Origin of the sequence: Phosphitispora fastidiosa (genome assembly GCF_019008365.1) — a bacterium.
GTDB lineage: Bacteria > Bacillota > Thermincolia > Thermincolales > UBA2595 > Phosphitispora > Phosphitispora fastidiosa.
The window spans coordinates 85,015-108,906 of record NZ_JAHHUL010000014.1 but is presented as its reverse complement, the minus strand read 5'-3'; the positions used below and the strand labels follow the sequence as shown (position 1 = coordinate 108,906).

The 23,892-nt window shown below is 48.6% G+C and carries 24 protein-coding genes; 1 reads left to right on the top strand and 23 read right to left on the bottom strand.

Going from position 1 to position 23,892, the window contains the following annotated elements; all coding sequences use genetic code 11:
- Positions 1–39: 39 nt before the first annotated feature.
- The 14 genes from Ga0451573_RS13175 to spoVAEA form a co-directional block, all read right to left on the bottom strand.
- The gene (locus Ga0451573_RS13175) at positions 40–1,398 is read right to left on the bottom strand and encodes a TrpB-like pyridoxal phosphate-dependent enzyme (RefSeq protein WP_231684590.1); all 1,359 of its coding nucleotides are present in this window, start codon (positions 1,396–1,398) and stop codon (positions 40–42) included.
- Positions 1,399–1,441: 43 nt separating this feature from the next.
- Positions 1,442–2,644 carry a phenylacetate--CoA ligase family protein gene (locus tag Ga0451573_RS13170; protein ID WP_231684605.1) on the bottom strand — a complete coding sequence of 401 codons (1,203 nt, stop codon included), beginning with the start codon at positions 2,642–2,644 and terminating at the stop codon, positions 1,442–1,444.
- An 84-nt stretch (positions 2,645–2,728) separates the two neighbouring features.
- Positions 2,729–3,316: an indolepyruvate ferredoxin oxidoreductase subunit beta gene (gene iorB / locus Ga0451573_RS13165; protein ID WP_231684589.1), complete on the bottom strand. Its 588-nt coding sequence runs from the start codon at positions 3,314–3,316 to the stop codon at positions 2,729–2,731.
- The gene (gene iorA / locus Ga0451573_RS13160; protein WP_231684588.1) at positions 3,313–5,181 is read right to left on the bottom strand and encodes an indolepyruvate ferredoxin oxidoreductase subunit alpha; all 1,869 of its coding nucleotides are present in this window, start codon (positions 5,179–5,181) and stop codon (positions 3,313–3,315) included. Before iorA ends, iorB begins: the two co-directional genes overlap by 4 nt.
- A 324-nt stretch (positions 5,182–5,505) precedes the next feature.
- Entirely contained in the window at positions 5,506–6,492 is a 987-nt protein-coding gene (locus Ga0451573_RS13155) for a 3-hydroxybutyryl-CoA dehydrogenase (protein ID WP_231684587.1), read from the bottom strand.
- On the bottom strand, positions 6,489–7,580 hold the full coding sequence (locus tag Ga0451573_RS13150) for an NAD/NADP-dependent octopine/nopaline dehydrogenase family protein (RefSeq protein WP_231684586.1): 1,092 nt from the start codon (positions 7,578–7,580) through the stop codon (positions 6,489–6,491). The genes Ga0451573_RS13155 and Ga0451573_RS13150 overlap by 4 nt, the downstream gene beginning before the upstream one ends.
- A 393-nt stretch (positions 7,581–7,973) precedes the next feature.
- Positions 7,974–9,263 (bottom strand): TRAP transporter large permease, encoded by a 1,290-nt coding sequence (locus Ga0451573_RS13145; protein WP_231684585.1) that lies wholly within the window; start codon positions 9,261–9,263, stop codon positions 7,974–7,976.
- Positions 9,260–9,793, bottom strand: coding sequence for a TRAP transporter small permease (locus tag Ga0451573_RS13140; RefSeq protein ID WP_231684584.1), 534 nt, complete (start codon positions 9,791–9,793; stop codon positions 9,260–9,262). Before Ga0451573_RS13140 ends, Ga0451573_RS13145 begins: the two co-directional genes overlap by 4 nt.
- A 20-nt stretch (positions 9,794–9,813) precedes the next feature.
- Positions 9,814–10,854, bottom strand: coding sequence for a TRAP transporter substrate-binding protein (locus tag Ga0451573_RS13135; protein ID WP_231684583.1), 1,041 nt, complete (start codon positions 10,852–10,854; stop codon positions 9,814–9,816).
- 218 nt (positions 10,855–11,072) lie between these two features.
- Positions 11,073–12,050 carry an acyl-CoA dehydratase activase gene (locus Ga0451573_RS13130; RefSeq protein ID WP_231684582.1) on the bottom strand — a complete coding sequence of 326 codons (978 nt, stop codon included), beginning with the start codon at positions 12,048–12,050 and terminating at the stop codon, positions 11,073–11,075.
- Positions 12,035–13,168 carry an acyl-CoA dehydratase activase-related protein gene (locus Ga0451573_RS13125; RefSeq protein ID WP_231684581.1) on the bottom strand — a complete coding sequence of 378 codons (1,134 nt, stop codon included), beginning with the start codon at positions 13,166–13,168 and terminating at the stop codon, positions 12,035–12,037. The genes Ga0451573_RS13130 and Ga0451573_RS13125 overlap by 16 nt, the downstream gene beginning before the upstream one ends.
- Positions 13,165–14,151, bottom strand: coding sequence for an acyl-CoA dehydratase activase-related protein (locus Ga0451573_RS13120; RefSeq protein WP_231684580.1), 987 nt, complete (start codon positions 14,149–14,151; stop codon positions 13,165–13,167). Before Ga0451573_RS13120 ends, Ga0451573_RS13125 begins: the two co-directional genes overlap by 4 nt.
- A gap of 133 nt (positions 14,152–14,284) precedes the next feature.
- Positions 14,285–15,853: a spore germination protein gene (locus tag Ga0451573_RS13115; protein ID WP_231684579.1), complete on the bottom strand. Its 1,569-nt coding sequence runs from the start codon at positions 15,851–15,853 to the stop codon at positions 14,285–14,287.
- Complete coding sequence (gene spoVAEA, locus Ga0451573_RS13110) at positions 15,850–16,419, bottom strand: stage V sporulation protein SpoVABEA (RefSeq protein WP_231684578.1); 570 nt, start codon at positions 16,417–16,419, stop codon at positions 15,850–15,852. Before spoVAEA ends, Ga0451573_RS13115 begins: the two co-directional genes overlap by 4 nt.
- Before the next feature lie 190 nt (positions 16,420–16,609).
- Between spoVAEA and Ga0451573_RS13105 the strand changes: the two genes are divergently transcribed.
- Positions 16,610–17,617: a 4Fe-4S binding protein gene (locus tag Ga0451573_RS13105; protein ID WP_231684577.1), complete on the top strand. Its 1,008-nt coding sequence runs from the start codon at positions 16,610–16,612 to the stop codon at positions 17,615–17,617.
- 16 nt (positions 17,618–17,633) lie between these two features.
- Here Ga0451573_RS13105 and Ga0451573_RS13100 read toward each other — a convergent pair whose 3' ends face one another.
- The 9 genes from Ga0451573_RS13100 to Ga0451573_RS13060 all read right to left on the bottom strand — a co-directional run bounded on the left by Ga0451573_RS13100 (position 17,634) and on the right by Ga0451573_RS13060 (position 23,860).
- Positions 17,634–17,999 carry a hypothetical protein gene (locus Ga0451573_RS13100; RefSeq protein ID WP_231684576.1) on the bottom strand — a complete coding sequence of 122 codons (366 nt, stop codon included), beginning with the start codon at positions 17,997–17,999 and terminating at the stop codon, positions 17,634–17,636.
- A gap of 68 nt (positions 18,000–18,067) precedes the next feature.
- Complete coding sequence (spoVAE, locus tag Ga0451573_RS13095) at positions 18,068–18,427, bottom strand: stage V sporulation protein AE (RefSeq protein ID WP_231684575.1); 360 nt, start codon at positions 18,425–18,427, stop codon at positions 18,068–18,070.
- Between the two features lie 286 nt (positions 18,428–18,713).
- Positions 18,714–19,742, bottom strand: a complete 1,029-nt coding sequence (spoVAD, locus tag Ga0451573_RS13090) for a stage V sporulation protein AD (protein ID WP_231684574.1) — start codon at positions 19,740–19,742, stop codon at positions 18,714–18,716.
- A 12-nt stretch (positions 19,743–19,754) separates the two neighbouring features.
- The gene (gene spoVAC / locus Ga0451573_RS13085) at positions 19,755–20,186 is read right to left on the bottom strand and encodes a stage V sporulation protein AC (protein WP_231684604.1); all 432 of its coding nucleotides are present in this window, start codon (positions 20,184–20,186) and stop codon (positions 19,755–19,757) included.
- Between the two features lie 480 nt (positions 20,187–20,666).
- Complete coding sequence (locus Ga0451573_RS13080) at positions 20,667–20,861, bottom strand: dodecin family protein (protein ID WP_231684573.1); 195 nt, start codon at positions 20,859–20,861, stop codon at positions 20,667–20,669.
- A gap of 71 nt (positions 20,862–20,932) precedes the next feature.
- Positions 20,933–21,694: an RNA polymerase sporulation sigma factor SigF gene (gene sigF, locus Ga0451573_RS13075; protein WP_435052290.1), complete on the bottom strand. Its 762-nt coding sequence runs from the start codon at positions 21,692–21,694 to the stop codon at positions 20,933–20,935.
- Between the two features lie 35 nt (positions 21,695–21,729).
- Positions 21,730–22,191, bottom strand: a complete 462-nt coding sequence (gene spoIIAB / locus Ga0451573_RS13070) for an anti-sigma F factor (RefSeq protein ID WP_231684571.1) — start codon at positions 22,189–22,191, stop codon at positions 21,730–21,732.
- Positions 22,192–22,202: 11 nt separating this feature from the next.
- On the bottom strand, positions 22,203–22,538 hold the full coding sequence (locus Ga0451573_RS13065) for an STAS domain-containing protein (RefSeq protein WP_231684570.1): 336 nt from the start codon (positions 22,536–22,538) through the stop codon (positions 22,203–22,205).
- 173 nt (positions 22,539–22,711) lie between these two features.
- On the bottom strand, positions 22,712–23,860 hold the full coding sequence (locus Ga0451573_RS13060; protein ID WP_231684569.1) for a D-alanyl-D-alanine carboxypeptidase family protein: 1,149 nt from the start codon (positions 23,858–23,860) through the stop codon (positions 22,712–22,714).
- Positions 23,861–23,892: the final 32 nt, after the last annotated feature.

The following is a 23,892-nucleotide window of genomic DNA, read 5'->3' as shown; positions in this document are numbered from 1 at the left end:
TGTTTTGAGAACATCTGCCCTGTACATTTTTCCTATGCTTTATTCTTTAACAGGAAGCTTTTTCAGAGATTCCTCTATCAGAGAATCCGGATATTCATAGTCTTCCAGTTTACCGTTAATGTATGCATCATAGGATGGCAGGTCCAGATATCCGTTGCCGCTGAGGCAGAACAGGATAGTCTTCTCTTCCCCTGCTTCCTTTGCCTGTAGAGCCTCGTCTATAGCCACACGGATAGCATGTGATGATTCCGGAGCAGGCAGGATGCCTTCACTCTGGGCAAAGGTGATTGAGGCCTCAAAACAGGACCGCTGTGTCCTGGACACTGCCTCAATAATCCCATCATGATACAACTGGCTGACCAGTGGAGATTCCCCGTGATACCTCAAGCCTCCGGCATGAATTCCGGGCGGCATAAAGTCATGTCCCAGGGTGTACATATTAAGTATCGGCACAATTCCGGCAGTATCACCGAAGTCATAAGCAAATTTTCCTCTTGTCAGTGTCGGGCAGGCAGCAGGTTCGACTGCAACAGCCCTTATCTTGGTGCCTTTTGTAAGTTTATCCTGCATAAATGGGAATGCCAGGCCTGAGAAGTTGCTGCCCCCGCCGCAGCACCCTATTACTACGTCAGGATAATCGCCCACCTTCTCCAGCTGAGCCTTTGCTTCCAGGCCAATAACAGACTGGTGAATCATAACATGGTTTAACACACTTCCAAGGGCATAATTTGTATCGCCCCTCTGGGCTGCAATTTCCACTGCTTCACTGATAGCCATTCCAAGGCTGCCCGCCGTATCCGGGTCACGCTCCAGGATTTTGCGCCCTGATTCGGTTGTATCACTTGGGCTGGCAATTACATTAGCGCCATATGTCTGCATGAAAATCCGGCGGTATGGCTTCTGGTGGTAACTGACCTTTACCATATACACCAGGCACTCCATGTCAAAGAATTTACATGCAATACTCAGGGCGCTGCCCCATTGTCCCGCTCCCGTCTCAGTGGTCAGGCGTTTTATCCCGGCTGCTTTGTTGTAATAAGCCTGGGGTATGGCCGTGTTTGGCTTATGGCTTCCTGCAGGGCTGACCCCTTCATATTTGTAATAAATCTTTGCCGGCGTATCCAAAACCTTTTCCAGCCTGTGCGCCCGGTAAAGCGGGGCCGGCCGCCACAGCTTGTAAATCTCCTGTACCTCTTCAGGAATTTCAATCCACCGGTCTGTGGATACCTCCTGCTTGATCAGGTCCATAGGAAATATGGCCCCAAGGTCTTCCGGTCCAATCGGTTTCTGGGTTGCCGGATGAAGTGCAGGTTTGGGCAGGTTTGGCATATCTGCCATCACATTGTACCACGAAGTCGGCATTTCCTTTTCTGTAAGCAGAATTTTGGTTTCACTCATCTCATCAGATCTCCTCTCATAAGTAACTTATTTATTTGCTTAATCAACAGTCACGATTATCATAAACTCTCTTGGTTTTCTTTTCACTCCTGGGCAGGGTTCCCTTGGGCACTGCTTCAACATCTGCAATAATGCCTATTTTTGTCTTGATATTCTTTTTACATTCCCCGGCTACCTGTTCCAGGCCGCAGCCATCTTCTGCCTCCACCTTTATCAGGATTCGGTCCTTGGCATTTTCCCTGGTAAGCACAATCTGGTACTCACTGCAGGCTCCCGAAGTCACCCTAAGCACATGGTCAATTTGTCCGGGGTATATATTTACACCCTTAACCTTAATCATATCATCAGTTCGTCCCAGTACCCGGTCAATCATCGGGAACGGGCTTCCGCACCGGCACTGCTCTGTGCGCAGTGTAGACACATCATGGGTCCGATACCGCAAGAGCGGCATGCCTTCCTTCGTAAGAGTAGTAATCACCAGTTCCCCCTGAGTTCCCGGCGGAAGCTGTTTGCCAGTCTCTGGATCAATAATTTCAAATATCAGGTGATCACTCCAGAAATGTATTCCCTGGCGCTCAGGACAGTCGATTCCTATTCCCGGGCCATATATTTCTGTAAGGCCATAGATATCAAAGGTGTCTATGGCGAGGTCCTCTTCAATCCTGGCCCGCATCTTGTCACTCCAGCGTTCCGAACCAAATATCCCAATTCTGAGTTTTACCTTGTCCCTGAGACCCCTTTTATGAATTTCTTCAGCAAGGAGCAGTCCATATGATGAAGTTCCTATTAAGACCGTAGTCCCTATATCAACCATCATTTCCAGTTGTTTCTCGGTATTTCCCGGCCCTGTCGGGATAGCCATTGCCCCAAGCTGTTCCACCCCGGCCTGAAAACCGATACCCGCAGTCCATAAACCGTAACCGGGAGTTACCTGCACCCGGTCTTTGGGGGTTACCCCTGCCATTGCCATACACCTGGCCATCATTTCGGCCCATACAGCCACATCATTTTTGGTATAGGGAACTATTATCGGCTTGCCGGTAGTCCCTGATGATGAATGTATCCTGACCACCTGATCCTCGGGAACAGCCATTAAACCAAAGGGATATCCTTCCCGCAGCTCGCTCTTGGTAGTAAACGGAACCTTTTCCAGGTCCTTGACACACTGGACATCTTCAGGTTTGAGGCCTGCTTTATCGAGCTTTTCCCGGTAAAAAGGCGAATTCCGGTACAGACGCTCAACCATTGCCGCCAGCTTAGTGCTCTGCTCCTCAAATAGTTCTTCAAAATCAATCTCTACATTGCATTCTCTCTCATCAACAACCAACTATCACACCTCCACAGCCTGCCTGCCCAGCTCAAATGCCTTGCTGTTAATATCTCTTAACTTAGCAGGAATTGTCTCCAGTAATGCGGACAACAGGCCTTCTGATTTAAACGGTAAACAGGGAAGGGTTGACATCGCCCCCAAAAGTACGGTATTGGTCGCCCGGTAATTCCCTGCCTTTATCGCCAACTCTGTGGCATCCAGCATGGTCAGGCTATCGGTAGTTGACCTAAGGTATTCCATTATGGAATCAGCTTCATATGTCGATCTTCCACTGGCCACAGATACAGGTATTATCCTGGCGCTGTTTGCCAGAACGGTTCCACCCGGTTTGAGCTTGTGCAGCCAGCGAACGGTTTCCGCCATTTCAAAACCCAGCAGTACATCTGCCGACCCGTCAGGTATAAGCGCTCCATAAAGAGGTTCGCCAATTCTCACATGACTGGTAACAGTACCTTCTCTCTGGGCCATTCCAATCGTTTCCGAGGTGCGTACCGCAAGTCCGGCATCAAGAGCAGCCTGGGCAATAACCCGTGAAGCAAGAACTGTACCCTGTCCTCCGACTCCGGCAATAACTATGTCTATTCTCATAAGACCACCTCCCCGATTGCCCCGACAGGACATATCTGCCCACAGACATTACACCCGTTACAGGTATTGCCTATGGCAACCTTATCCCCATCAGAAATCATGGCCGGGCAGCCCAACTCGTTCATACACTTCTTACACCCGATACACTTTTCGGTGTCAACTGTGCATTTCTTCACAGCTTTTACAATAGCTATACATTCCCGTTTCATGATTACAACCGAAACCCCTTTATGGGCAACAGCCGCAATGGCGGTCTCCCTGGCAGCCTCCAGGTCATAAGGGTCAACCTCCCTGACAAACTCCACCCCGACTGCCCTGGTCACAGCGGCAATATCTATATGCTTCTCATTCATGCCCGTTGCCGTCCGGTTTAGCCCGGGATGCGGTTGGTGGCCTGTCATGGCCGTAGTTCTGTTATCGAGCACAACAAGGGTAATGTCTGAGTTATTATAAACCGCATTTATCAGGCCTGCCAGACCTGTATGGAAAAATGTTGAATCCCCCAGGAAGGCGATGTGCTTCCGGTCTTTTTCCACAGCTGCCATACCTGATGCAATAGTAACACTGGCGCCCATACACAGGCAGGTATCCATTGCGCTGAGCGGCGGCATTACCCCAAGGGTGTAACACCCGATATCACCGGTAAACACAGCATCATCTTTACGGGCTGTTTCTTTAAAAATATAGAATGAAGCCCGGTGGGGACATCCGGCACAAAGAATGGGGGCCCTCTCAGGAAGAGCCGGTTTTTCGCAAGTACTATCAGAGTTCCTGTTTACACCGGGTGCAGCCTGAGACTCATCATCTGCTGCCTTAGACTCTTCATTTGCAGCCGGAGAAGCTTCACTGCCGGCCAGACCGAAATAACGCACCAAAATATCCCTGACCTTATCTACATTAAGTTCTCCCTCGCGCGGTACAAACGTATCGTTTTTTCCGGAAATCCCGGCAGCCATACCGTTTTTCCAGGCCATCGCCATAACCTGGTCCTCGACCACTGGTTCCAATTCTTCAATAACAAGTACCCTATCGGTATTCTTCAAGAGCTGCAGCACCTGTTTGTCCGGCAGCGGATACGGTGTCCCAATCTTTAGGATGGAAACTTCCATATCAAGCATATCCATGGCCTCTTTAACATAATTGTAGGCAACTCCGGTAGTAATAATGCCTGCTCTGGTTTTCAGCTCCAGCTTGTTAAAAGGCGATTCATTGAAAATCTCTCGGGCTGCTTCCTGCTGCTCATTCAGCCACTTATGTTTTTTATATGCAAGACTGGGAAAAATAACCCATGAAGGGTCTTTTTCGAAACCGATACTGTTTCGCGGACCGGTTTCATTAATCTCGACATCCTGACACACATGACAGGTACGAGTTGTCGGCCTTATAAAAACCGGGAGCTTAAGTCTCTCTGAGAGTTCAAAAGCAGCGATTGTCATCTCCTTGGCTTCCTGGGGAGACGCCGGGTCAAACACCGGCAGCTTGGCAAACCGGGCAAATACCCTGGTATCCTGCTCATTCTGAGAGCTGTGGGGTCCGGGGTCATCAGCCACCACCAGAACCAGCCCTCCCTTGACCCCTATATAGGCAAGAGTCATCAACGGATCAGCAGCAACGTTGAGGCCAACCTGTTTCATGGACACAATGGCCCTGGCGCCTGCATAAGCAGCTCCTGCAGCAACCTCAAGGGCTGTCTTTTCGTTAACTGACCACTCGGCATAATAATCATACTCCCGGGTAAACCTTGCCAGGGTGCTGAACACTTCGGAAGAAGGAGTGCCGGGATAAGCCGTGGCTACCTGGACACCTGCTTCAACCGCTCCGCGGGCGATGGCTTCATTTCCCATCAACAGCATTTTCCTTGTCATGTCCTATCCCCCCATACGAAAACATTCAATACAGTATTCATTTCAAAATTGGATGGGTAACGCCGGAAACGTAGGTTAAATAGTTAAAACCAGGTCTTTTTTCTCAAAAAGCCTGGCCTAATAAACTGATCACGCTCAGCTCATCAGTTCCAGCTCAACTCTGCTCACTCATCTCTTCTAATTATTAATTTTTTTTGATGTAATCCTGCAATCTATTTCGTCACAATACTACAATAAATTGTAGCACATTTCTACAGGTTTGTCAGCAAAAATTGCCCCCCTCACTATCAATCATCACTGGAACAGGCACCACTGAAACAGGCATCACTGGAACGGTTTGACAAGCAGGCCCAGGTGGTTCAGCAAATCAGCAAACTTTTTGATCGTTTCCCGCCGATATGCGTCCACATCCATACCGCTGAAATCATAGAAACCCCGTCCTGCTCTCAGACCGGTTCTGCCTGTCTCCATATTTGATACAATTATCTCAGGCGGCTCATACCGGTCTGTTTTAAGGGCATCTTTGAGGTAATTGTCCGCATAATACAGAATGTCTCCGCCACCCCAGTCAATAAATTCAAGCAGCCCCAGGACAGCAAACCTCAGACCGAAGCCAACCCTTGCGGCCTTATCAATGTCTTCCGGAGAAGCAACTCCCTCCTCCGCCAGTCTGGCAGCCTCATTCATGGCCAAAGCCTGGATGCGCGGCACAATAAAACCTGGGGAAGCAGCACACTTGACCGGAACTTTACCTGCTGCTTCAAGGAGGCTGAGCATAGCTGTCACCTCTGATGAACCGGTTCCCTCTGCCGGACTAACTTCCACAAGCGGTATCAGGTAAGCAGGATTCAGCCAGTGTGTATTCATAAACCTCCGGGGGGAGGTTACATAGGCAGCCAGACTGTCAGACAAAAAAGTGGAGGTTGTTGATGCAATAAGGGCTTTATCTTCTGCAAGGCTGCTGATAAGACCAAAAATATAGCATTTTATGTCCATCACTTCAGGAACCGCTTCAAATACTACGCCGGCATCCTTAAGCGCTTCTTCCATCTGTTCCAGCCCGAAAAATCCGATTCGGGCCATGATAGTATCTACCTGCACTTCTCCCATTACCTTGATTGAAGCCAGCATGGTCAGGGTTTCCCTTATCTGCCTCTCTGCTGAATCCAACACCCGTTGAGTCTCCTGTGAAGACCTTTCCCGGGCATCAAGCAGCCTCACCCTGTAGCCTGAGTATGCAAAGACCTGGGCAATGCCTATACCCATGCGCCCGGCCCCAACCACCGCAATAACCGGTTTATTCCTCATCATGCTAATACACCCTTTGTCAAGAGTTTCTTCATTTCTCCTCCGGATAATCCCCGTAAGCCCATGCCTTCCAGAGTCCTGGAGCCGGCAAGCAGGTCCCTGCCCAAAATCGCCGACGCCAAAGACAGAAGTCCCCGGGCTACAGGAACATCAATACCTGCCCACTCAGCCACAGATACCAGAAATGCCAGACCACAGGCAATATCCTCAGTCATGTACCGATGCCCGTAAAGATCCAGGCGTTCCCGCCAGTCACGGCTGTCAACAAGCTTTTCATGTGCCGCGTTCCCGTACATCCACTCATCTCCGCCGGTATTGTTATAATGGTCTGCCAGAGGAAAATGCGGCGGTCTGTAGCCAAGGGCTTCCCTCACGGCTATCCGCTCTGCGTCCAGGGCATCATGAACCCTGCGTACAGCCGGCTGGGTACCCTCATTGTGAATATCCCAGAAATCAAAGTGCTCAATAGGCCCGGCATTTAGTATTACCAGCGGCGGATGGATAATAGGTCCCGCATTCATCAGCGCTCCGTCAAGGGCATCAGTTAGCTGTTCTGCTGCAGGATAAGCCTTTTTTATGATATCAAAAGCATAAGCGGATTTCTCTGCCGGAAAAACTCCGGTTGGCAGGCGGGTCGCCCGTGCAGTTACCGCAACCGTATCCGGCCCATGTTTCCTCGCCAGATAAGGAAGGGTCCCGGTTTCCGCAAAAACCACCCGGGCAGAACACCCGCTTTCTATGAGTCCCCTAGCCATTACAAGACTCCCGAAAGTTCCCGGGCAGAGCAGGATTACCTGCCCGTCCTCCAGGCACGGGGCCAGTTCCGGCACCAATGATTCCTGTGCTGTAGCCGGAAGGGGGACAACCAGGATCCGGGCACCCTGGACAACCTCAGCAATGTCACTGCCGGCAAGTGCCAGCTTAACACTTCTGGTTCCGTTAAAGTCTTTTAAAATAATAGCCTGTTTTTCAACAACAGTCTGGAAGTCCTCCCGGTTACGCCTCCATAACCGGACCCTATGTCCTCGTTCTGCCAGGTCGGCAGCCGCAGCATAAGCTCCATGGCCGCCTCCTATCACAGCTATATCCATTGTAAATATCTCCTTATAGCTTTTTTTGTAAATATCTCCTTATAGCTTTTTTGTTGTTTTTTTCTTTTCATTGGCTCCGGAAATGACCGAGGAATATGTTGAGGTGTTGTACAAGATTTTCCTGACAATGCCGCCGTTCTGAGTCTTGCTGTGTATCACCGGCAACAAGACAGGGAGTCCCCGCATGTCCGAAGATAGCGAAAGCCGCCGGGAAATTTTGGCTTGCCAAAACGAGAGGCGGCTATCTTATTAGAATAACTCCAATGAGCTATCGAGTTCGGGGACGCTGCCTTGTTGCCGGTGAGCGGCAGCTTAGACTCATAGGCGGCACTGCGGAAAATCGGTGCAACACCTCAACATATTTCATTCCCGGTCATTTCCGCGAGCCTACATTCAAAGCATAAATGTGACGATTTGCGGAAAGGCAATAAGCAAAACGGTAATTACCGCATAAGCAGCCAGGAAATAGCCCGCACCCTTAAAAATTGACATAATAGGTATCTCAGGTGTCAGTCCCTTGACCACAAAAACCGAAACCCCAACCGGTGGTGTGATGGCTCCGGCAGTTGTTACCATGCATAGTACCACGGCAAACCATACCGGGTCATATCCCAACCCGATGATAGTAGGAAAAAAAATGGGAATCGAAATAATCAGGAACCCCAGAGCATCCATCAGAGCGCCGCCAATAACGAATATCACCAGAATAGCGGACAGTATAAGTACCGGCGCTACATCCAGAGAACCGGTCCAGGCCGCAATATCGTACGGCAGCCTGGTTATGGTAAGGAACCTTCCAAACACCATAGCCCCTATCATCAGTGTAATCACCATTGTTGCTGATTTTAGGGTTCCCGCTAGGGCATCCTTAAGATTGGCAAAGGTCAGTTTTCGCATCACCATTGCTATTACCAGCGCCCCAAAGGCTCCAAAGGCGCCTGACTCCGTCGGGGTAAACCAGCCGCGCAAAAGACCTCCAATGACAAAAACAAACAGCGCCAGTGTTGGAATAACCCCTATCAGTGACCTGAGCTTATCTACGAAAGTCGTCCTGGGCCCGGCCGGCCCCAATTCGGGATTTCTCATACACAGAAAAAACACGATGGCCAGAAAAGTCATGGTCAGAATTACCCCGGGGATAATGCTGGAAACAAACAACTGCCTGACAGACTGCTCTGTCTGGAGGGCAATAACCAGCAGTACCGTACTGGGCGGAATCACTACCCCAAGGGTACCTCCTGCAGCCACAACACCTGAGCTCAAGGTATCGTCATATTTATATTTTTTCAACTCTGGCAGAGCCATGGTGCCCATGGTTGCAGCTGTCGCTGAGTTTGAACCACAGATAGCGGCGAAACCCGAACTGGCCAGGATAACTGTACTGGCCATCCCGCCCCGGAACTGCCCTACCCATTTGTAGGCTGCCTTAAAAAGACTCTCCGTAACACCGCTCCGGAAAACTATTTCACCCATAAAGATGTATAAGGGGATAACACTCATAGTATAACTGGAAAACTGGTTCCACAGGTCCGCACTGAGTACGTTGAAGGCAGCTGTAGGTGAAACCACAACCATAAGTCCCAGGAACCCCACTATAAACATGGCAAAACTTATCGGCATTCTCAGCAGCATTAATACCAGCAGCAGCAGCATCCCGATTATAGCCATTGTCAAAAGGCTCATTTCTCCACACCCCCGGTCACCTGTTTAAGAAAATCCACCAGAAGCGCCAGGGTCAGTCCTGCAAATCCCAGGGCCACCAGAAATATCAAGGGGTAGAAGGTAATTCCCATTGTCTCGGAAAGGTTGCCGTTTTCAGCAACATTAATCCCATAGATACAGACCTTCCAGCTTACAAGCCCAAAGAAAATCGTGCTGGCAAAAAGCATAATACTTCTTAAAATGTTCTGCACTCCCATTGGAAATTTTTCCACCAGAGCTTCAATATCAACATAGCCTTTATTTAGCTGGGTATACCCGAGGCCAAAGGCTGTCGTTACAGCTGCCAGCCAGCCGACTATTTCGGTAGTCCCCGCATATGGAGCAGAGATTTCCCGGGCCACGGCATTTACCACAACTGTCAGCACCATCAGCAGCAGACTGCAGCCGGCTATGCCGGCAAGTCCGTTGTTCAGATACCTGCTCAGGCTGTCAAGCCGGGATACTGTATTCCTGTTTCTTTCACGGACAATTTGTTCTTCCAATACCCCCAAAATAGAGCACCCCCATATTGCTAGTTACTGTATTTTTCTATAAGCTCATAGAGCCTCTTTTGATAAGCCTTTGCCGGAAGTCCCCGGTCCTCCATTTCCGCAACATAGCCATCCTGGATAGGCTTTAGTTTCGCGTCCCATCTTGTCTTTTCTTCCGGTGTCAGAGTTGTCATCTGCAGCCCATATTCCTGCTTGCTCCATTCTAAGGCATCCTTGACATGGTTATCCATATAATCTCCGGTCCACACTGCCATTTCACCGCTTAGCTCGTCTATTACCTGCTGCACGTCAGAAGGCAGGGATTCCCATACATCCTTGTTCATAACTGCCACAAAGGTGGTTATTGTCAGCGGGTAATCAGTAGTATACCTGGCATTTTCCGCAAGCTTCAGGTCCTTAAGGACTTCCCTGGAACTGACAAGACCTTTAACAATTCCGGTCTGCAGAGCTTCCGGAACTTCTGACATTGACATCCCCACCGGAGAAGCTCCCAGTTCCTCCAATACAGGGGTCAGGGCGCCGGATATTCTCAACTGGCGTCCCTTAAGGTCTTCCAATTTGGCAACCGGTTCTTTGACCATCAGGTGTGACGGTTCTGTGGCAAATGCGGTAATAATCTTGTAATCCTTGAAGGCTTCGGGTGGATACTCGCTTACCAGGTCAAAAACCACCTGACTGGCAACTTTGGAATTGGTGAACCCTGAAGGCAGGTCTGCAACCGCCATCAGCGGAAACCTTCCCGGTTCGTAAGTAGTGCAGGACAGGCCAATCTCAGCCACTCCGTCCCTGACACCGTCATACATATTCTTATCTGTCAGCAGTGTCCCGCCATGGAATAGTTCCACATTAACCTTTCCATTGGTCCTGGTTTCAAGCTCTTCCTTCCACTTCTCCATCTGTTTGGCCGGAAAGGTTGTGGCCGGCGCAAAAAATGCATACCTCAGAGTGATTTGTTTGTCATCCGCCGCTGCACCCTTCTCTCCCGAACTGCAGCCGGAGAAAATTATACCGGCAGCCAGGAATGTTACTAACACTAAGCTTAACACAATCGTCCTTTTCAACTTATTACCTCCTTTTAATTCTGATAATCTTGGCTAAATAATTTTTTGGGCAAAGCAAAAACCAGCACTCAAATGAGTGCTGGCAAAATCCTTCATAAAGTACCGCAAACTCACCTCAGCTATGCTCGACTCGTCTTCTATCTCATCTCATCTGGTCCGGATATCCTGTCTCAGTGTCCCCGGTTCATTAAAATTTTACCATGATACAAAAGTCCCTGTCAACTGATTTTCTTTTTCTCCCCAATCGCATTGCTCCATTTACCGCACTTGTCGTTCCATCGGGCCATTATTTTCCCGCTGGCCTTGATTTGAATTACCTCACAGAGATTGGGGCAGTCCTTGCATTCAAAACTGGTAGCTTCAAACATTTCTTCTGCCACTCCGAAGCCTTTAAAAGAAGTTGTCCCGGTTTTTCTGACGGCATCCCTGGCCAAAATAGCAGCGCCGACTGCTCCCATGACATCATAGTGCTTCGGGATAATAATCTCCGCGCCCAGCGTTTTTTCAAATGCCTTCTTGATCCCGATATTGGCTGCTACGCCGCCCTGGAAAATTACCGGTTCCAGTATCTCCTTGCCTTTGCCTACATTATTGAGATAGTTGCGCACCAGGGCATCACAGAGGCCTGCCAGGATATCAGGAAGATTATGTCCCATCTGTTGCTTGTGGATCATATCAGATTCAGCAAAAACCGAACACCTTCCTGCTATCCGTACCGGATTTCCGGCTTTTAGAGCAATATCCCCGAACTCCTCTATCGGTATATTCAGCCTTGAAGCCTGCTGGTCCAGAAATGAACCGGTCCCCGCCGCACAAACGGTGTTCATGGCAAAATCCGCGACAACACCATTCCTCAGGATGATTATTTTGGAGTCCTGTCCGCCTATTTCCAGGACCGTCTGCACCCCCGGAACCAGGTTCGAGGCGGCCACAGCATGTGAGGTAATCTCATTTTTTACTGAATCGGCTCCCACGATAATACTAGCAAGATGTCTGCCGCTCCCGGTTGTACCGACACCTCCTATTTCAACCTCGTCAGAAATCCTTCCCCTGATATACTCCAGGCCTTTCTGGACAGCCTTGATTGGCTGTCCCTGTGTCCTTATATAGAGGGAATCACATACCTTTTCATCCTGATCAATAAGCACAACATTAGTGCTTACTGAACCTACATCTATACCTAAATATCCAAACATACCGGTGCTCCTTCCTTTTCAGTAATCTCTGGCACAGCAGCTTTTTCCTTTTTTCTTGCCAGGAGATCGACAAAAGCTTCCAATCTCGTTAATACCCCGGCATCACCGGAGTGTTCATCAACAATAAGGCAGTATGTCGGAATTCCCAGATCCCGGCTCACTGTCGGGATAATGCTCTCAGCTACAATCTCCGGCATACAGGTAAAGGGCTGTACCTGAATAACTCCGTCATATTTACGGTTAGCAAACAAAACCGTACTCCCAATAGTCTCTTGGCCATGGCCGCCAACAAAGTGATTAACATAGGGCGGCGCAAGTTTCCGGGCCTCTTTGCTGCCCTTAATTTTAAGCAGGCCCATGAACAGGTGGTCATTAATCCATTCACTCAGGTAGATGGAGCGCTCCACTTCTACCCCCAGCCGACCAAGCTGTCTCTCCACTTCCAGGTTAACAAAAGGCTCCAGCATCACATAGATTTCTCCGACGATGCCGATTCTGATAACCTCCCGCTCATTGTCAACAGGTATCGCTTCAAGTTCCTGCCTGGCTGCCTCCACTGCCCTGGTAAGCTCTTTCCTGTCCGGGGCATCATCAATCCATTTCAGGGCTTTTTTATAAACTGCGTCTGCCCTTCCCGGTTCAAATTCCCGAGGCCTTATGTGGTGCAGGATTTCCTCCACCTGATCAACTGCCCTGGCCTTATACCAGGCGAACCTGATCGCCTTAATGACATCAATCCAGGAACTGTTGCCGGTAACCTTCCGAATATTTATCAGGAGTTCTGAGATATGTTTCTGGGGAGGTTCCAGTACAACCATATTCATCTTCAGCCCCATATCCTCAAGTATTTCCCTTTCCACCTGGGCATAGTATCCAAACCTGCAGGGGCCGATCCCTCCTGCCATAAGAATAGTATCAGCTCCCTTTTCGTATGCTTCAATGAAATTTCCCATATTGATTTTCAGCGGCAGACAGGCAAATTCAGGTGAATGCTGTGTCCCCAGGGTAAGCGTCCTTTGACTGGGCATCGGCGGCACTACAACTTCAACCCCCAGTGAGGTCAAAAGCGCTTTTAAACAAATATACATATTCCCCATGTGAGGAAATGTAACTTTCATAATGCAGCCCTCCTCCACCTAATCATATCCACATATGCCTCCAGTCTGGTAATTATTCCGGCTTCACCGGTATGTTCATCAATTGTCAGATTCAGGAACGGGATGTTCCTTCTCCTGCGCAGATGTCTTTCGATTATTTCACCCGTAAAGGAATCCGGCCCACAGCCAAATGAAGCGACATGAATAATTCCGTCTATCCTGTCAGACCTCATATAATGAAATGCTGAACCTATCATTCGTTTACCAAGGGTCCAAAACATCTTCTTCGGCAGTTCAGCGGACTTCTCATCTATGATCGTCCCCGTCAGATTATCCGGCGTAACAATCCTTACACCCATTTCCCTGAGCTTTTCAATCAGGTTCATACTGATATAGGAATCGTAAATATTATACCCGTGTCCAACCAAGGCGATGGTCATATCTCCCGGCTGTGCCGGGGAATGGTTCTGGTTTTCCAATCCCCTGCTCATCTCCTCAATTGCTTCAGGAGGCAGGTAACCCAGGTGGTTAAGCCGGTGAAACTTCTCCTGTTCCTCAAGTCCGGCGCGAAACGCCCTGCGAATGGTTAAGGGGTTTGATGTGAAAATCTTAGCAACTTCGGTAAACGCCTTGTCAAGGTTTTTTTCCCGGCGTGACATATTCACCGTAATGTCTATGATTGGCGGCAGGTCCGGAATATTATACCTGATCATATCCGGAAGACCCAGAAACTTGGGACAGATGTATTCCCTTCGTTCCACACTTACCATCCGGGGAATAAAAAGATAATCAACCCGGTCTTTTAAATCAAGGACATGTCCGAAATATAGCTTTACCGGCAGGCAGGCATCATCAACCGACTGCCTGACACCTTTGTCAAGTATACCCTTAGTTGTATTTCTGGATAAAATAACCTCAACTCCCAGTGCCTTAAAAAAACCGTTCCACATGGGAAAATAATAGTAAAATAACAGCGCCCTGGGGATTCCGACTTTGACTGTCATCCTTTGCGATAGCCTCCTTTATTGCATTTTTTTGCATGTTTTTTAAATGGCATTATTTACTAAAAAACCCCAGCTCCTATTATTGACTGAGGTTTCTCACTTTATACACCGCTCCTTCAAAACGGTCCCTGTATCACTCCGGTTCGCTGTCATGCTTTCGTATTTTATGCCCGTTCTTCTGCCCGTTCTTCTGCATGTTCTTCTGCACCGGCTTCCGTGCCGCATTGAAGTTGGGCTGCCGGGTAGAATCCTTAGGTTTCAGGATACTGGGTCTGAAATTATGCATGGGCACAGGAGACCTAAGCAAAATTGACAGCAGGGCTTTTCCGTTAAAAGGAATCAGGGGCCACAGGTATGGAATCCCAAAAGGCTTGGTCAGCGTCAGCAGGAGTATTATCCCGGCGACACCTGCCAGCAATCCGGGCAGTCCCATGAGAGCCACCATTATCAGCAGGCCAAACCTAAACAGCCTGTTAGCCAAGCCCAGTTCATAGCTCGGGGTGGCAAATGTCCCAACAGCAGATATAGCCATATATAAGATTGTCTCCGGGTTAAACAGCCCTACAGTTATGGCCACATCCCCCAGCATAAAGGCGGCAATCAAGCCCAGTGCTGTTGCCAGCGGCGATGGGGTGTGGATAGCAGACATCCGCAGCATATCAAGTCCCACTTCAGCGATCATGAACTGCCAGATTAACGGTATCTTGGCTACTTTGGAGGGACCGATAAACTTCAGGGATTCGGGCAGCAGCTGAGGATTATTGGCGGCCAGATACCACAGCGGCAGCAGCAGGATTGAACTAAATACCGCAATAAACCTGACCCAGCGCAGGTATGCACCGACAGTGGCATTCTGCCTGTATTCCTCCGCATGCTGCAGGTGGTGAAAATAAGTTGCCGGGGCAATAATCACACTAGGTGATGTATCCACAATTACCAGGACATGTCCCTCCAGGAGGTGTACTGCAGCCACATCGGGCCTTTCCGTATACCTCACCTGTGGCAGTGGATTCCAGTTTCCCGTTGTGATATATTCTTCTACCGATTTTTCAGCCATGGGCAGACCGTCAATTTTGATATCCTTAATCCTTGTTTTGATCGTTTCAACTAACTCAGGATTAGCTACATCTTCAATATAGGCCACACATATATCGGTTTTGGAGCGGGCCCCTGCTGTCAGCAGCTCTGTCCGCAGCCTGGGGTCCCGCAGCCTTCTCCTCAGCAGCGCTGTGTTAAAAAGGATAGTTTCGGTAAATCCATCCCTGGAGCCCCTGACGACCCTTTCGATATCGGGTTCCTCGGGTCCCCTTGCAGGATACTTCCGGGCCTCAATCAGGATTATTTCCGGCATCCCGTCAACCATAAGAGCGATAAATCCGGCCAGAACCTTTGAAATTACGTCTTCGAGTTTATCAGTGGGTAAGGCCTTTACATAGGTAATATACCTTGAAACCAGCTTCTGCAAGGTATCAGGTACAATCTCTTCCCTTTCCAGACAGGCGAAATTCTGCATAATCTCTGCAATGGGCAGGTCGTTTATAAGACCATCCACAAAGATAATAGCAGCCTTTTTGCCGCCAATCCTGAATTCTCTCAAACCAATATCATAGCTCTTGCCTATGCCAAGCTCTTCTTTGAGGATATCCAGGTTGTCCTCATATCTTTTGCTGACATCATGTATAGGGGCCATAGTTTCCGTCATTTGTCCCGCTCACTCCTGTTAAGTATTTCCATTAACGCCTTTGTGGTAATCGGAGCTCCCTTGTGATAATCATCGGCAAAATCCATTTTACCGGTATCCCCGGTTCCAATGACAACCGGTATGTCCAATTCATTGATTACATCAACCGTATCACCCTCAAGATATCTATTCCCTAGCTTCTCCGGAATTCCCAGTTTGTTCACCGGCCCGGCTATGATGGTACCGTCACAGGCCACTGATTCATCAACCTTAACTCCTTCCGTAAACGCTGTATTTGAGGCTACCGCCACCGCCCCAATCATATCTATTTCAGGGTGTTCCGCCACATATCTCAATATCCTTTCACCACAGCCGGGTCCGGATCTCCCCTTGTCGTCGACCAGGATAACTACCGGATCTGCAGGGGTTTGCTTGATCAGTTCAACAACCTGCGGGCCGGAAATAGGGGTAGGGTTTCCGGTAGTCAGCGAAATAAACCGGGCCCCGATATTTCTTGCCGCCACCTGAACCGTCCTGCCGGCTGCCAGATCTCCGTCTGTCACAACAATCACTCTTTTCCGTCTCAAAAAAATATCACCCCACAGATATTATCTGTCTCCGGCGAAAAATTATGCCTTTGTGAGAGATATCACACTTTACCGAAAGCATCTTAACATATTTTGCGGGTTGTCGAATGTTATCATAAGTACTAGAATTAATACCGGAACTGTTTGTGATTAAAATAACTATTACTGATCTGGAGGTGCCATTGTCATTATGAAATTTTCAGAATACCGGAAGATAGGTTTAAGAAAACACGTCCAGGCTTTTTTTGTCCTGCTGTCCCTGTATATTGGATGGCAGTTTCTCAATTTTTACCGCTTCCTGGAATCATCAGGCTTTTCCGGGAACCCGGTCCGCCCTCCCGGAGTTGAGGCCTTTATCCCTTTAAGCGCTCTGGTGGGACTGCGTTCCTGGCTTGGCACCGGCTTTTTTGACAATATCCATCCCGCTGGAGTCACCTTACTGCTGGCAGCGCTTGTTGTTTCCTTCCTGTTTAGAAAATCATTCTGCAGCTGGATTTGTCCCTTTGGCTTTCTTGAAGAAATGTTAAGCCAGGTTGGACTAAAGCTTTTTCGCAAAAAAATAAGGATGCCCCGCTGGGTGGACATCCCTCTGAGAAGTATCAAGTATATTCTGCTGGCATTTTTTGTGGGCAGCGTTTTTCTGATGATGTCACCTGAAGCAGCCGCATCCTTTGTAAACTCACCCTATAACAAAATGTCTGACATTAAAATGCTGGAATTTTTCCTGAACATAACAATGACCGGGTTCCTTGTTTTCGCCTTCCTGATTATTATGTCTATTATTATTGAGAATTTCTGGTGCCGCTACCTTTGTCCATATGGCGCTCTGATGGGCATCCTGGGCTGGCTGAGCCCATCACGAATTTCCCGCAATGAAGCTCTTTGTACAGGGTGTGGAGCCTGTGACCGGGCTTGTCCCGGAAAACTGGCTGTCAGCAGTTCTAAGCGTATTATCAGCCCCGAATGCACTAGCTGCCTGACCTGTATCGAAAAATGCCCCTCAGCCGGCGCCTTGAAATATCATATCCCGGGAATCCCCGGTTCAGAAAAACCCTTTCTGCAAAAATATAGCCTCCACATAGTTATGCTGGGAGTATATGTACTGTTAATTACTGTTGCCAAGGCCACCGGTCATTGGGAGACCTCGGTAACCAATGAAGACTTCCGGATGCTGTACAGTATGCTGGATATGTTTTAGAAATTAGTTAATTTATTCAACCCATTTTGACTGCCTTCCGTTTTATTCTTCTCCAGATTAATATGCCTGCAAACACCAGGCCAAAAAGGATGAAATGTTTAAATATCAAAACCGGCACTATCCCTTTTAGTTCGGCCGGAAGCAGTTCATACCGGTTAAAAGCGATGACGCGTGGAATACCTCCCGCCAGTATCCATACCAGTGAGATAACAGCCAGTCGCGAAAAATAACGGTAAATCTTGATGAAGAACTGTTTTTCCTTCGGTGAACTGTTCTCATCAACCTGACGTGCAATATATGTCATCAGCAGTGTCAGTGAGATAATCATTGCAGTGGCTACGTCATGCAGGTAATTATTGAGGATAATCAGATAACCCTCCACTGTTGGGGACCCCCTTTGTTGTAAGTGATATATCACTTATTACACAAGCGGGTCCCCAATTCCTTCTGTCACTCTCCGCGGGGACTGAAAACTGCCGCTATCAGGTATCCGAAAATTATCGCTGCCGCAATACCTACTGCTGAAGCCTCAACCCCTCCGCCAAAAGCCCCCAGGAGCCCGTTTTCCTGAACACCCTTGATGGCGCCCTGGGCCAGGAGATGTCCAAACCCGGGAAGGGGAACCGTAGCCCCCGCACCGGCAAAATCTATCAGTGGCTGATACAGCCCAAGTGCACTGACAGCGACTCCGCCGGTCACAAAACCAACCAGGATATGTGCGGGAGTAATCCTGTAACTGGTTAGGTCCATCAATAGCTGGCCAAGCACACAAATTCCTCCGCCCACTACAAATGCCTTAACATAATCCATTTTTCAACCCCCTACCGGGTTTTTGTAATTTTCAACTACAAGCTCTGAAAATGACCGTGGAATATGGTGAGGTGTTGTACAAGATTTTCCTTGCGCTGACGCTGAGAGAAATATTACCGCAGATCCGCTAAGCGAAGCCACAGACCGGAGCCACGGATGGCGGAGCCGCCATTGAGGCAGGAGGCCGAATTGGCGGTTTAGTATGTGGCTTCGCCAGGAACAAGGTTATATTTCTCCGGCGTCAGCGCTGAAAATCGGTATAACCCCTCACCATATTCCATCCCGGTCATTTCCGTAAGCTTGCAGTTGATTCTATAACTACTGCATGTCCGATACCGGGAATAGACTCACCCTGAAAACTGCTGATGGGGCTTAACAACGCTCCCGTCCCCACTCCCAGTACTCTTCTGTATTTTCCGGCCATGATCTCTCTCATCAAATATCCGTTCAGGACAACTGCCGAACAGCCGCAGCCGCTCCCTCCCGCATGAGTGTCCTGTGCCGGATCAAAGATAAGTATACCGCAGTCAGTATAATTCTTTGAAATATCATAACCGGCCTGCTTTACCAATTGTTCGGTCAGCGCCCTGCCTATCGCAGCCAGATCACCGGACACAATCAGGTCGTAATCGGAAGGACTCCTTCCCGTGTCTTTAAAGTGTTGGATTATAGTATCTGCTGCAGCAGGCGCCATGGCGCTTCCCATATCTGCGGCATCTTTAATACCCAGGTCAATGACTTTACCGATAGTGACATGAGTTATGGCCGGCCCCTTTCCCTCACGTCCGATAACTGCCGCACCGGCTCCGGTCACCGTCCACTGTGAAGTCAGGGGTCTCTGGACACCCATCTCGGTCGGATATCTATACTGGCGTTCCGCAGTGTCATAGTGGCTGGAAGCAGCTGCCAGTACATAATCGGCAAATCCTCCCTCTACAAACATGCCAGCCAGTGCAATTCCTTCAAACATAGTGGAACAAGCCCCATACAGGCCAATAAACGGTATTCCCAGGTCCCTGGCGGTAAAGTTGGCTGAAATCAGCTGATTAAGCAGGTCTCCGGCCATCATAAAATCTATCTCATCTACTGTCAGACCTGCTTTGCTGATGGCCAGCTCACAGGCTTTTGCAAGCATTTTTTGTTCAGCTTTTTCCCAGGTCGCCTGACCGTTTAAGGTATCTGGGAGCACCACATCAAAGGTTCTCCCCAGCGGTCCCTGCCCTTCTTTGGGACCGGCAACCGCCGCATTTCCCCGGAAAAAGGGCGGGTTTTGCAGAGTTATGGTCTGCTTTCCGGTTTTTTTTTTTGCCGCCATGTATCCGGCCCCCTACTTGAACAAATAGGTTATCAAACCTACCATCCATGCGCTGATAAAACCATAAGCCAGCACCGGTCCGGCGATTGTGAACATCCTCTGGCCCACTCCAAAAACCATTCCCTCTCGCTTAAATTCCAGGGCTGGGGCAACTATTGAGTTGGCGAAACCGGTAATTGGTACAATCGTTCCGGCACCCGCATATTTTGCTATGGAATCATATACTCCCAGGCCGGTTAACAAAGCTGCCAAAAAAACCAGAGTGGCCGACGCGGCAGCCCCGGCATCCGGCCCGGTAAGCCCCATGGAAAGGTAGAAATTTAACAAAGCCTGTCCCAGAGTACAGATAAGCCCTCCAAAGAAAAAAGCGCCGCTCACGTTCCTGACCAATGGTGGCTTTGGCTTTGTCCGGGCTACCATCTCGCTGTAAATCTGTTTCTGCATCTCATGTGCAGAGGGCAACGCCCGGTCCTGCTTCCTTCCCTTCACTTCCCGTCACTCCTCCATCGTCTTTCCGATAAGCGCCATCACAAGATCTCTTTGCATCGCTGTACACTTATAATCTGCCAATCCACTTTAATTTTATGCGTCATAAGAGATTTTGCAATATTTTTGAGCCATTAAAAATGTTAAAAAACAGGGGTAGATGTGTTCCGAAAGGCGGTGTCTGTCGTCCGTCCGGCCAGCGACCCGCGAAGCGGGAGCTGATGCCGGCGGAGACGTCTGGGGGTCCCCCCAATCTGTCGAAGCCCCGGCCTTTCTGAAAGGCCGGGATTCGGTAACGGATTGGGGGCCCCGCCGCAGGAATACATCTACCCCTGTCCATGCTGCATTTTAATTGGAGATGACCGTAGAATATGGTGAGGTGCGGAAAATCAGTACAATGCCTCACCATATTCGTTCACGGTCATTTCAACTTAGCTGCTATTCTGTATAGGCAATTTTCACATTAGCCTTGAAATCCACTAGATCCCCTTCAACAACATCTGCCGTGAGATTGTAGACCTCAACACCGCTGATATTGTCAAATTTTCTGGAGGCATCCTTTACTGCATTCTGGACTGCGCTTTTCCAACTGCTCTCAGACTCACCTATTACTTCGACTACTTTTACGTACATGTGCCGACATCCTCCTTAATGTTTTTACGTAACCCTATAAGAATTTTCCCCTAAATAACGAAATCTATGCATCAACCATTATCCTGTTCATCTAACATTATCCTGATATTTTTCAGAGCCTGCCGCTCTATTCTGGAAACCTGAACCTGGGAAATATTCATAATTGCGGCCACCTGAGACTGAGTCTTGTCTTCAAAAAAACGCAGTAAAAGCACCGATTTTTCTCTATCTGGAAGTCTCTGCATGACATCCTTTAAAGCAATCTTGTCAAACCATCCACTGCTTTCTTCTGTTTCCCCTGCTATGGCATCCATGACATAGATTGGGTCACCATCATCCTGATAGACCGTCTCAAATATGGAAGTTGGTGTTTGAGCCGCTTCCATCGCTGTAACGATCTCCTCACCGGTGAGTCCGGTATATTCAGTTACCTCCTGGATGGAGGGCTCCCTGCCCAGACTTGCAGTCAGTTCCTCCCTTGCCTTATGTACCCTGTGAACTGTCTCCTTTAGTGACCGGCTTACCTTAACAGGGTTATCATCCCTGAGAAACCTTCTGATTTCCCCAATAATCAAGGGCACCGCATATGTGGAAAACTTGACATTATAACTCAAATCAAACTTATCAATAGCCTTTATCAGTCCTATTGTCCCAATCTGAAACAGGTCCTCCAGTTCGTGTCCCCTGTTGTTAAAACGCTGTACCAGGCTGAAAACCAGTTTCAGGTTGCAATTCACCAATACCTCTCTGGCCTCTTCATCCCCGTCCTTAACCCTTCTTAACAGGCTTTTTATTTCTTTGTCCGAAAGAAGCGGGAACCGGGGAAGATTCATTTCCGATAACCGGGTATTCAAATTTCCCACCCCGCTTAATTCTTTTCAGATATTATTTCAGATGCTGCTGCCACACTTCCGGGCGGCTTTTTGGACATAATTACCCTGGTTCCCTTGTTGACAGTGGACTCTACGTCCAGGTTGTCCATAAATGACTGCATAAAGGTGAAACCAAGTCCCATTCTCTCGGGGTCAGTCGAAAAAGCAGGTTCTATTGCTTTGGATACATCTGCAATCCCTTTACCCTCATCCTCAATTATTAATTCCAACACTTCATCATAAATAGTACATAATAAAGTAACAATTCTGTTGGGGTCATTGTCATATCCATGTATGATACTGTTTGAGACTGCTTCCGAAACGACAACCTTTATTTCCTCCAGGTCTTCCAGGGTAAATTCCAGCTGTGCAGCAAAAGCAGCAGCTGCCAGTCTGGCCAGAGGCACATTCTCCGGTACGGACATAAACGATAATTTAATTTGATTCTTGATCTTCATTTCTAGACCCCCTACATTGCCTCCAGGGCATCATTTTCTGTTTCAAATTCGCTTGTAATACGCAGAATACCTGACAGTTCCAGGATTCTCCTTACCTGTGGCGGCGCTCCCACTAAAGCCACCTTTCCCCCGCCCATGGTGATGTTTTTGTACCTCCCCAGAATTGCTCCCAATCCTGAGCTGTCAATAAAGTTGACTCCCGCCAGGTTCAGCACCAGGTTTCTGGAACAGTGGTTTTCCATCAATGCATCTGTCTTCCTCCGGAAATCATCTGCAACCAGCATATCCAGTTCTCCGGACACCCTTAAAATCAGTGTTTTCCGGTTAGCCACAGACTCAATATTCATATATTGCACCCACCCTCCTGTACATGCTAACGAATTCTACAGGCTGGATTCTTTTTCCTTCAAATCTGCCGTGAAACAATTGTAAGGTTATGTCGAGTATTGGGTGAATAAATATCCTTTAAACAATAAAGCATCCCCCTCGCCTGAGGGGGACACATTTGTCCATTATAGATTTACTGGCTGTACGAGTAAACATTTTTCAGGAGTTTAAACATTTGCCTGAACACCGTACCTCTGGGAATGTCTTTGGTCGAGACAAGGTCAACCTTGAGCACCTCTTTACCCTCTTCATAGACGACTACCCGGCCCAGTGCCTGCCCCTTGCTGACAGGAGCAATAACTGTCGGGTCTACAAAGACCTTATGGGTTACTGTTTCTTTCTGCCCTTTGGGGACTACAGCGCTGACTTCACCCTTTGCCGCTGCGTTCAGCCAGTCAACAGTGCCCTTGCCAACCCTGACCTTACCCATCACCTGTCCGGAAGGCGCAATAGGAACTGCCTCAAACTGAGCGAAACCATAGTTATACAGTTTCATGGATTCCCTAAAATGGCTCCTGGGTTCAGGTGTTGCCATAACCACACCAATCAGTCTCAGGTTATCCCTTTCGGCAATTGATGCCAGGCAGTACTTGGCCTCATTTGTCCATCCGGTTTTACCCCCCAGGGTTCCCCGATACCACCAGAGCAGTTTGTTGGTATTGTTAAGGATAAATTCGCCGCCCCTAAGGTCATATCTCTTGATTGAAGTTAATTCAAGGAACAACGGGTGTTTTATGGCTTCCCGCATCATTACCGCCAGGTCCCCGGCTGATGTATAATGTCCTTCTGCAGGCAGCCCGTAAGCATTGACAAAGTTGGTATGTTTGCAGCCCAGCTCAGCCGCCTTTTGATTCATCATTTTAACAAAGGCCTCATGGGAACCGGCGATATGTTCAGCAACGGCAACACAACAATCATTGGCCGACCCCACTGCTATTGCAATCAGCATGGTCTTCAGGGACATCTCTTCACCCGGCTCCAGATATATCTGTGAACCACCCATTTGTGATGCATTTTCACTAGCCTGAACAGTATCCGTCAACTTCGCCCTGCCATTTTCAATAGCATCAAATGCCGTCAAAAGTGTCATCACTTTGGTAACACTGGCCGGCGGTAATTCTTTATCCGGCTCTTTAGCAAATAATATTTTCCCGGTAGCAGCGTCAACAAGTATAGCTGACTCGGCTGTGGTCTCCAATTCCGGCTGAGCGCCAACCTGAGAAGACTGGAGTATCAGCATCAAGATAACGGTAACCAGACAAAACAACTTTTTAAGTTTCATTTTTCCGCCCCCTCTTGAAATTCACTACTGAA

Bases quoted from the DNA above. Each gene is read 5' to 3' on its own strand.
- spoVAD (WP_231684574.1), bottom strand. From the start codon at position 19,742: ATGGCGGCAAAAAAAAAAACCGGAAAGCAGACCATAACTCTGCAAAAC.
- Ga0451573_RS13080 (WP_231684573.1), bottom strand. From the start codon at position 20,861: ATGTACGTAAAAGTAGTCGAAGTAATAGGTGAGTCTGAGAGCAGTTGG.
- Ga0451573_RS13145 (WP_231684585.1), bottom strand. From the start codon at position 9,263: ATGAGCCTTTTGACAATGGCTATAATCGGGATGCTGCTGCTGCTGGTA.
- Ga0451573_RS13150 (WP_231684586.1), bottom strand. From the start codon at position 7,580: ATGGATATAGCTGTGATAGGAGGCGGCCATGGAGCTTATGCTGCGGCT.
- Ga0451573_RS13115 (WP_231684579.1), bottom strand. From the start codon at position 15,853: ATGACGGAAACTATGGCCCCTATACATGATGTCAGCAAAAGATATGAG.
- Ga0451573_RS13065 (WP_231684570.1), bottom strand. From the start codon at position 22,538: ATGAATATTGAGTCTGTGGCTAACCGGAAAACACTGATTTTAAGGGTG.
- spoVAC (WP_231684604.1), bottom strand. From the start codon at position 20,186: ATGCAGAAACAGATTTACAGCGAGATGGTAGCCCGGACAAAGCCAAAG.
- sigF (WP_435052290.1), bottom strand. From the start codon at position 21,694: ATGAATCTTCCCCGGTTCCCGCTTCTTTCGGACAAAGAAATAAAAAGC.
- Ga0451573_RS13170 (WP_231684605.1), bottom strand. From the start codon at position 2,644: ATGGTTGAGCGTCTGTACCGGAATTCGCCTTTTTACCGGGAAAAGCTC.
- Ga0451573_RS13130 (WP_231684582.1), bottom strand. From the start codon at position 12,050: ATGTTTGGATATTTAGGTATAGATGTAGGTTCAGTAAGCACTAATGTT.
- spoIIAB (WP_231684571.1), bottom strand. From the start codon at position 22,191: ATGAAGATCAAGAATCAAATTAAATTATCGTTTATGTCCGTACCGGAG.
- iorB (WP_231684589.1), bottom strand. From the start codon at position 3,316: ATGAGAATAGACATAGTTATTGCCGGAGTCGGAGGACAGGGTACAGTT.
- spoVAE (WP_231684575.1), bottom strand. From the start codon at position 18,427: ATGGATTATGTTAAGGCATTTGTAGTGGGCGGAGGAATTTGTGTGCTT.
- Ga0451573_RS13125 (WP_231684581.1), bottom strand. From the start codon at position 13,168: ATGAAAGTTACATTTCCTCACATGGGGAATATGTATATTTGTTTAAAA.
- Ga0451573_RS13175 (WP_231684590.1), bottom strand. From the start codon at position 1,398: ATGAGTGAAACCAAAATTCTGCTTACAGAAAAGGAAATGCCGACTTCG.
- iorA (WP_231684588.1), bottom strand. From the start codon at position 5,181: ATGACAAGGAAAATGCTGTTGATGGGAAATGAAGCCATCGCCCGCGGA.
- Ga0451573_RS13060 (WP_231684569.1), bottom strand. From the start codon at position 23,860: ATGAAACTTAAAAAGTTGTTTTGTCTGGTTACCGTTATCTTGATGCTG.
- Ga0451573_RS13155 (WP_231684587.1), bottom strand. From the start codon at position 6,492: ATGATGAGGAATAAACCGGTTATTGCGGTGGTTGGGGCCGGGCGCATG.
- Ga0451573_RS13105 (WP_231684577.1), top strand. From the start codon at position 16,610: ATGAAATTTTCAGAATACCGGAAGATAGGTTTAAGAAAACACGTCCAG.
- Ga0451573_RS13120 (WP_231684580.1), bottom strand. From the start codon at position 14,151: ATGACAGTCAAAGTCGGAATCCCCAGGGCGCTGTTATTTTACTATTAT.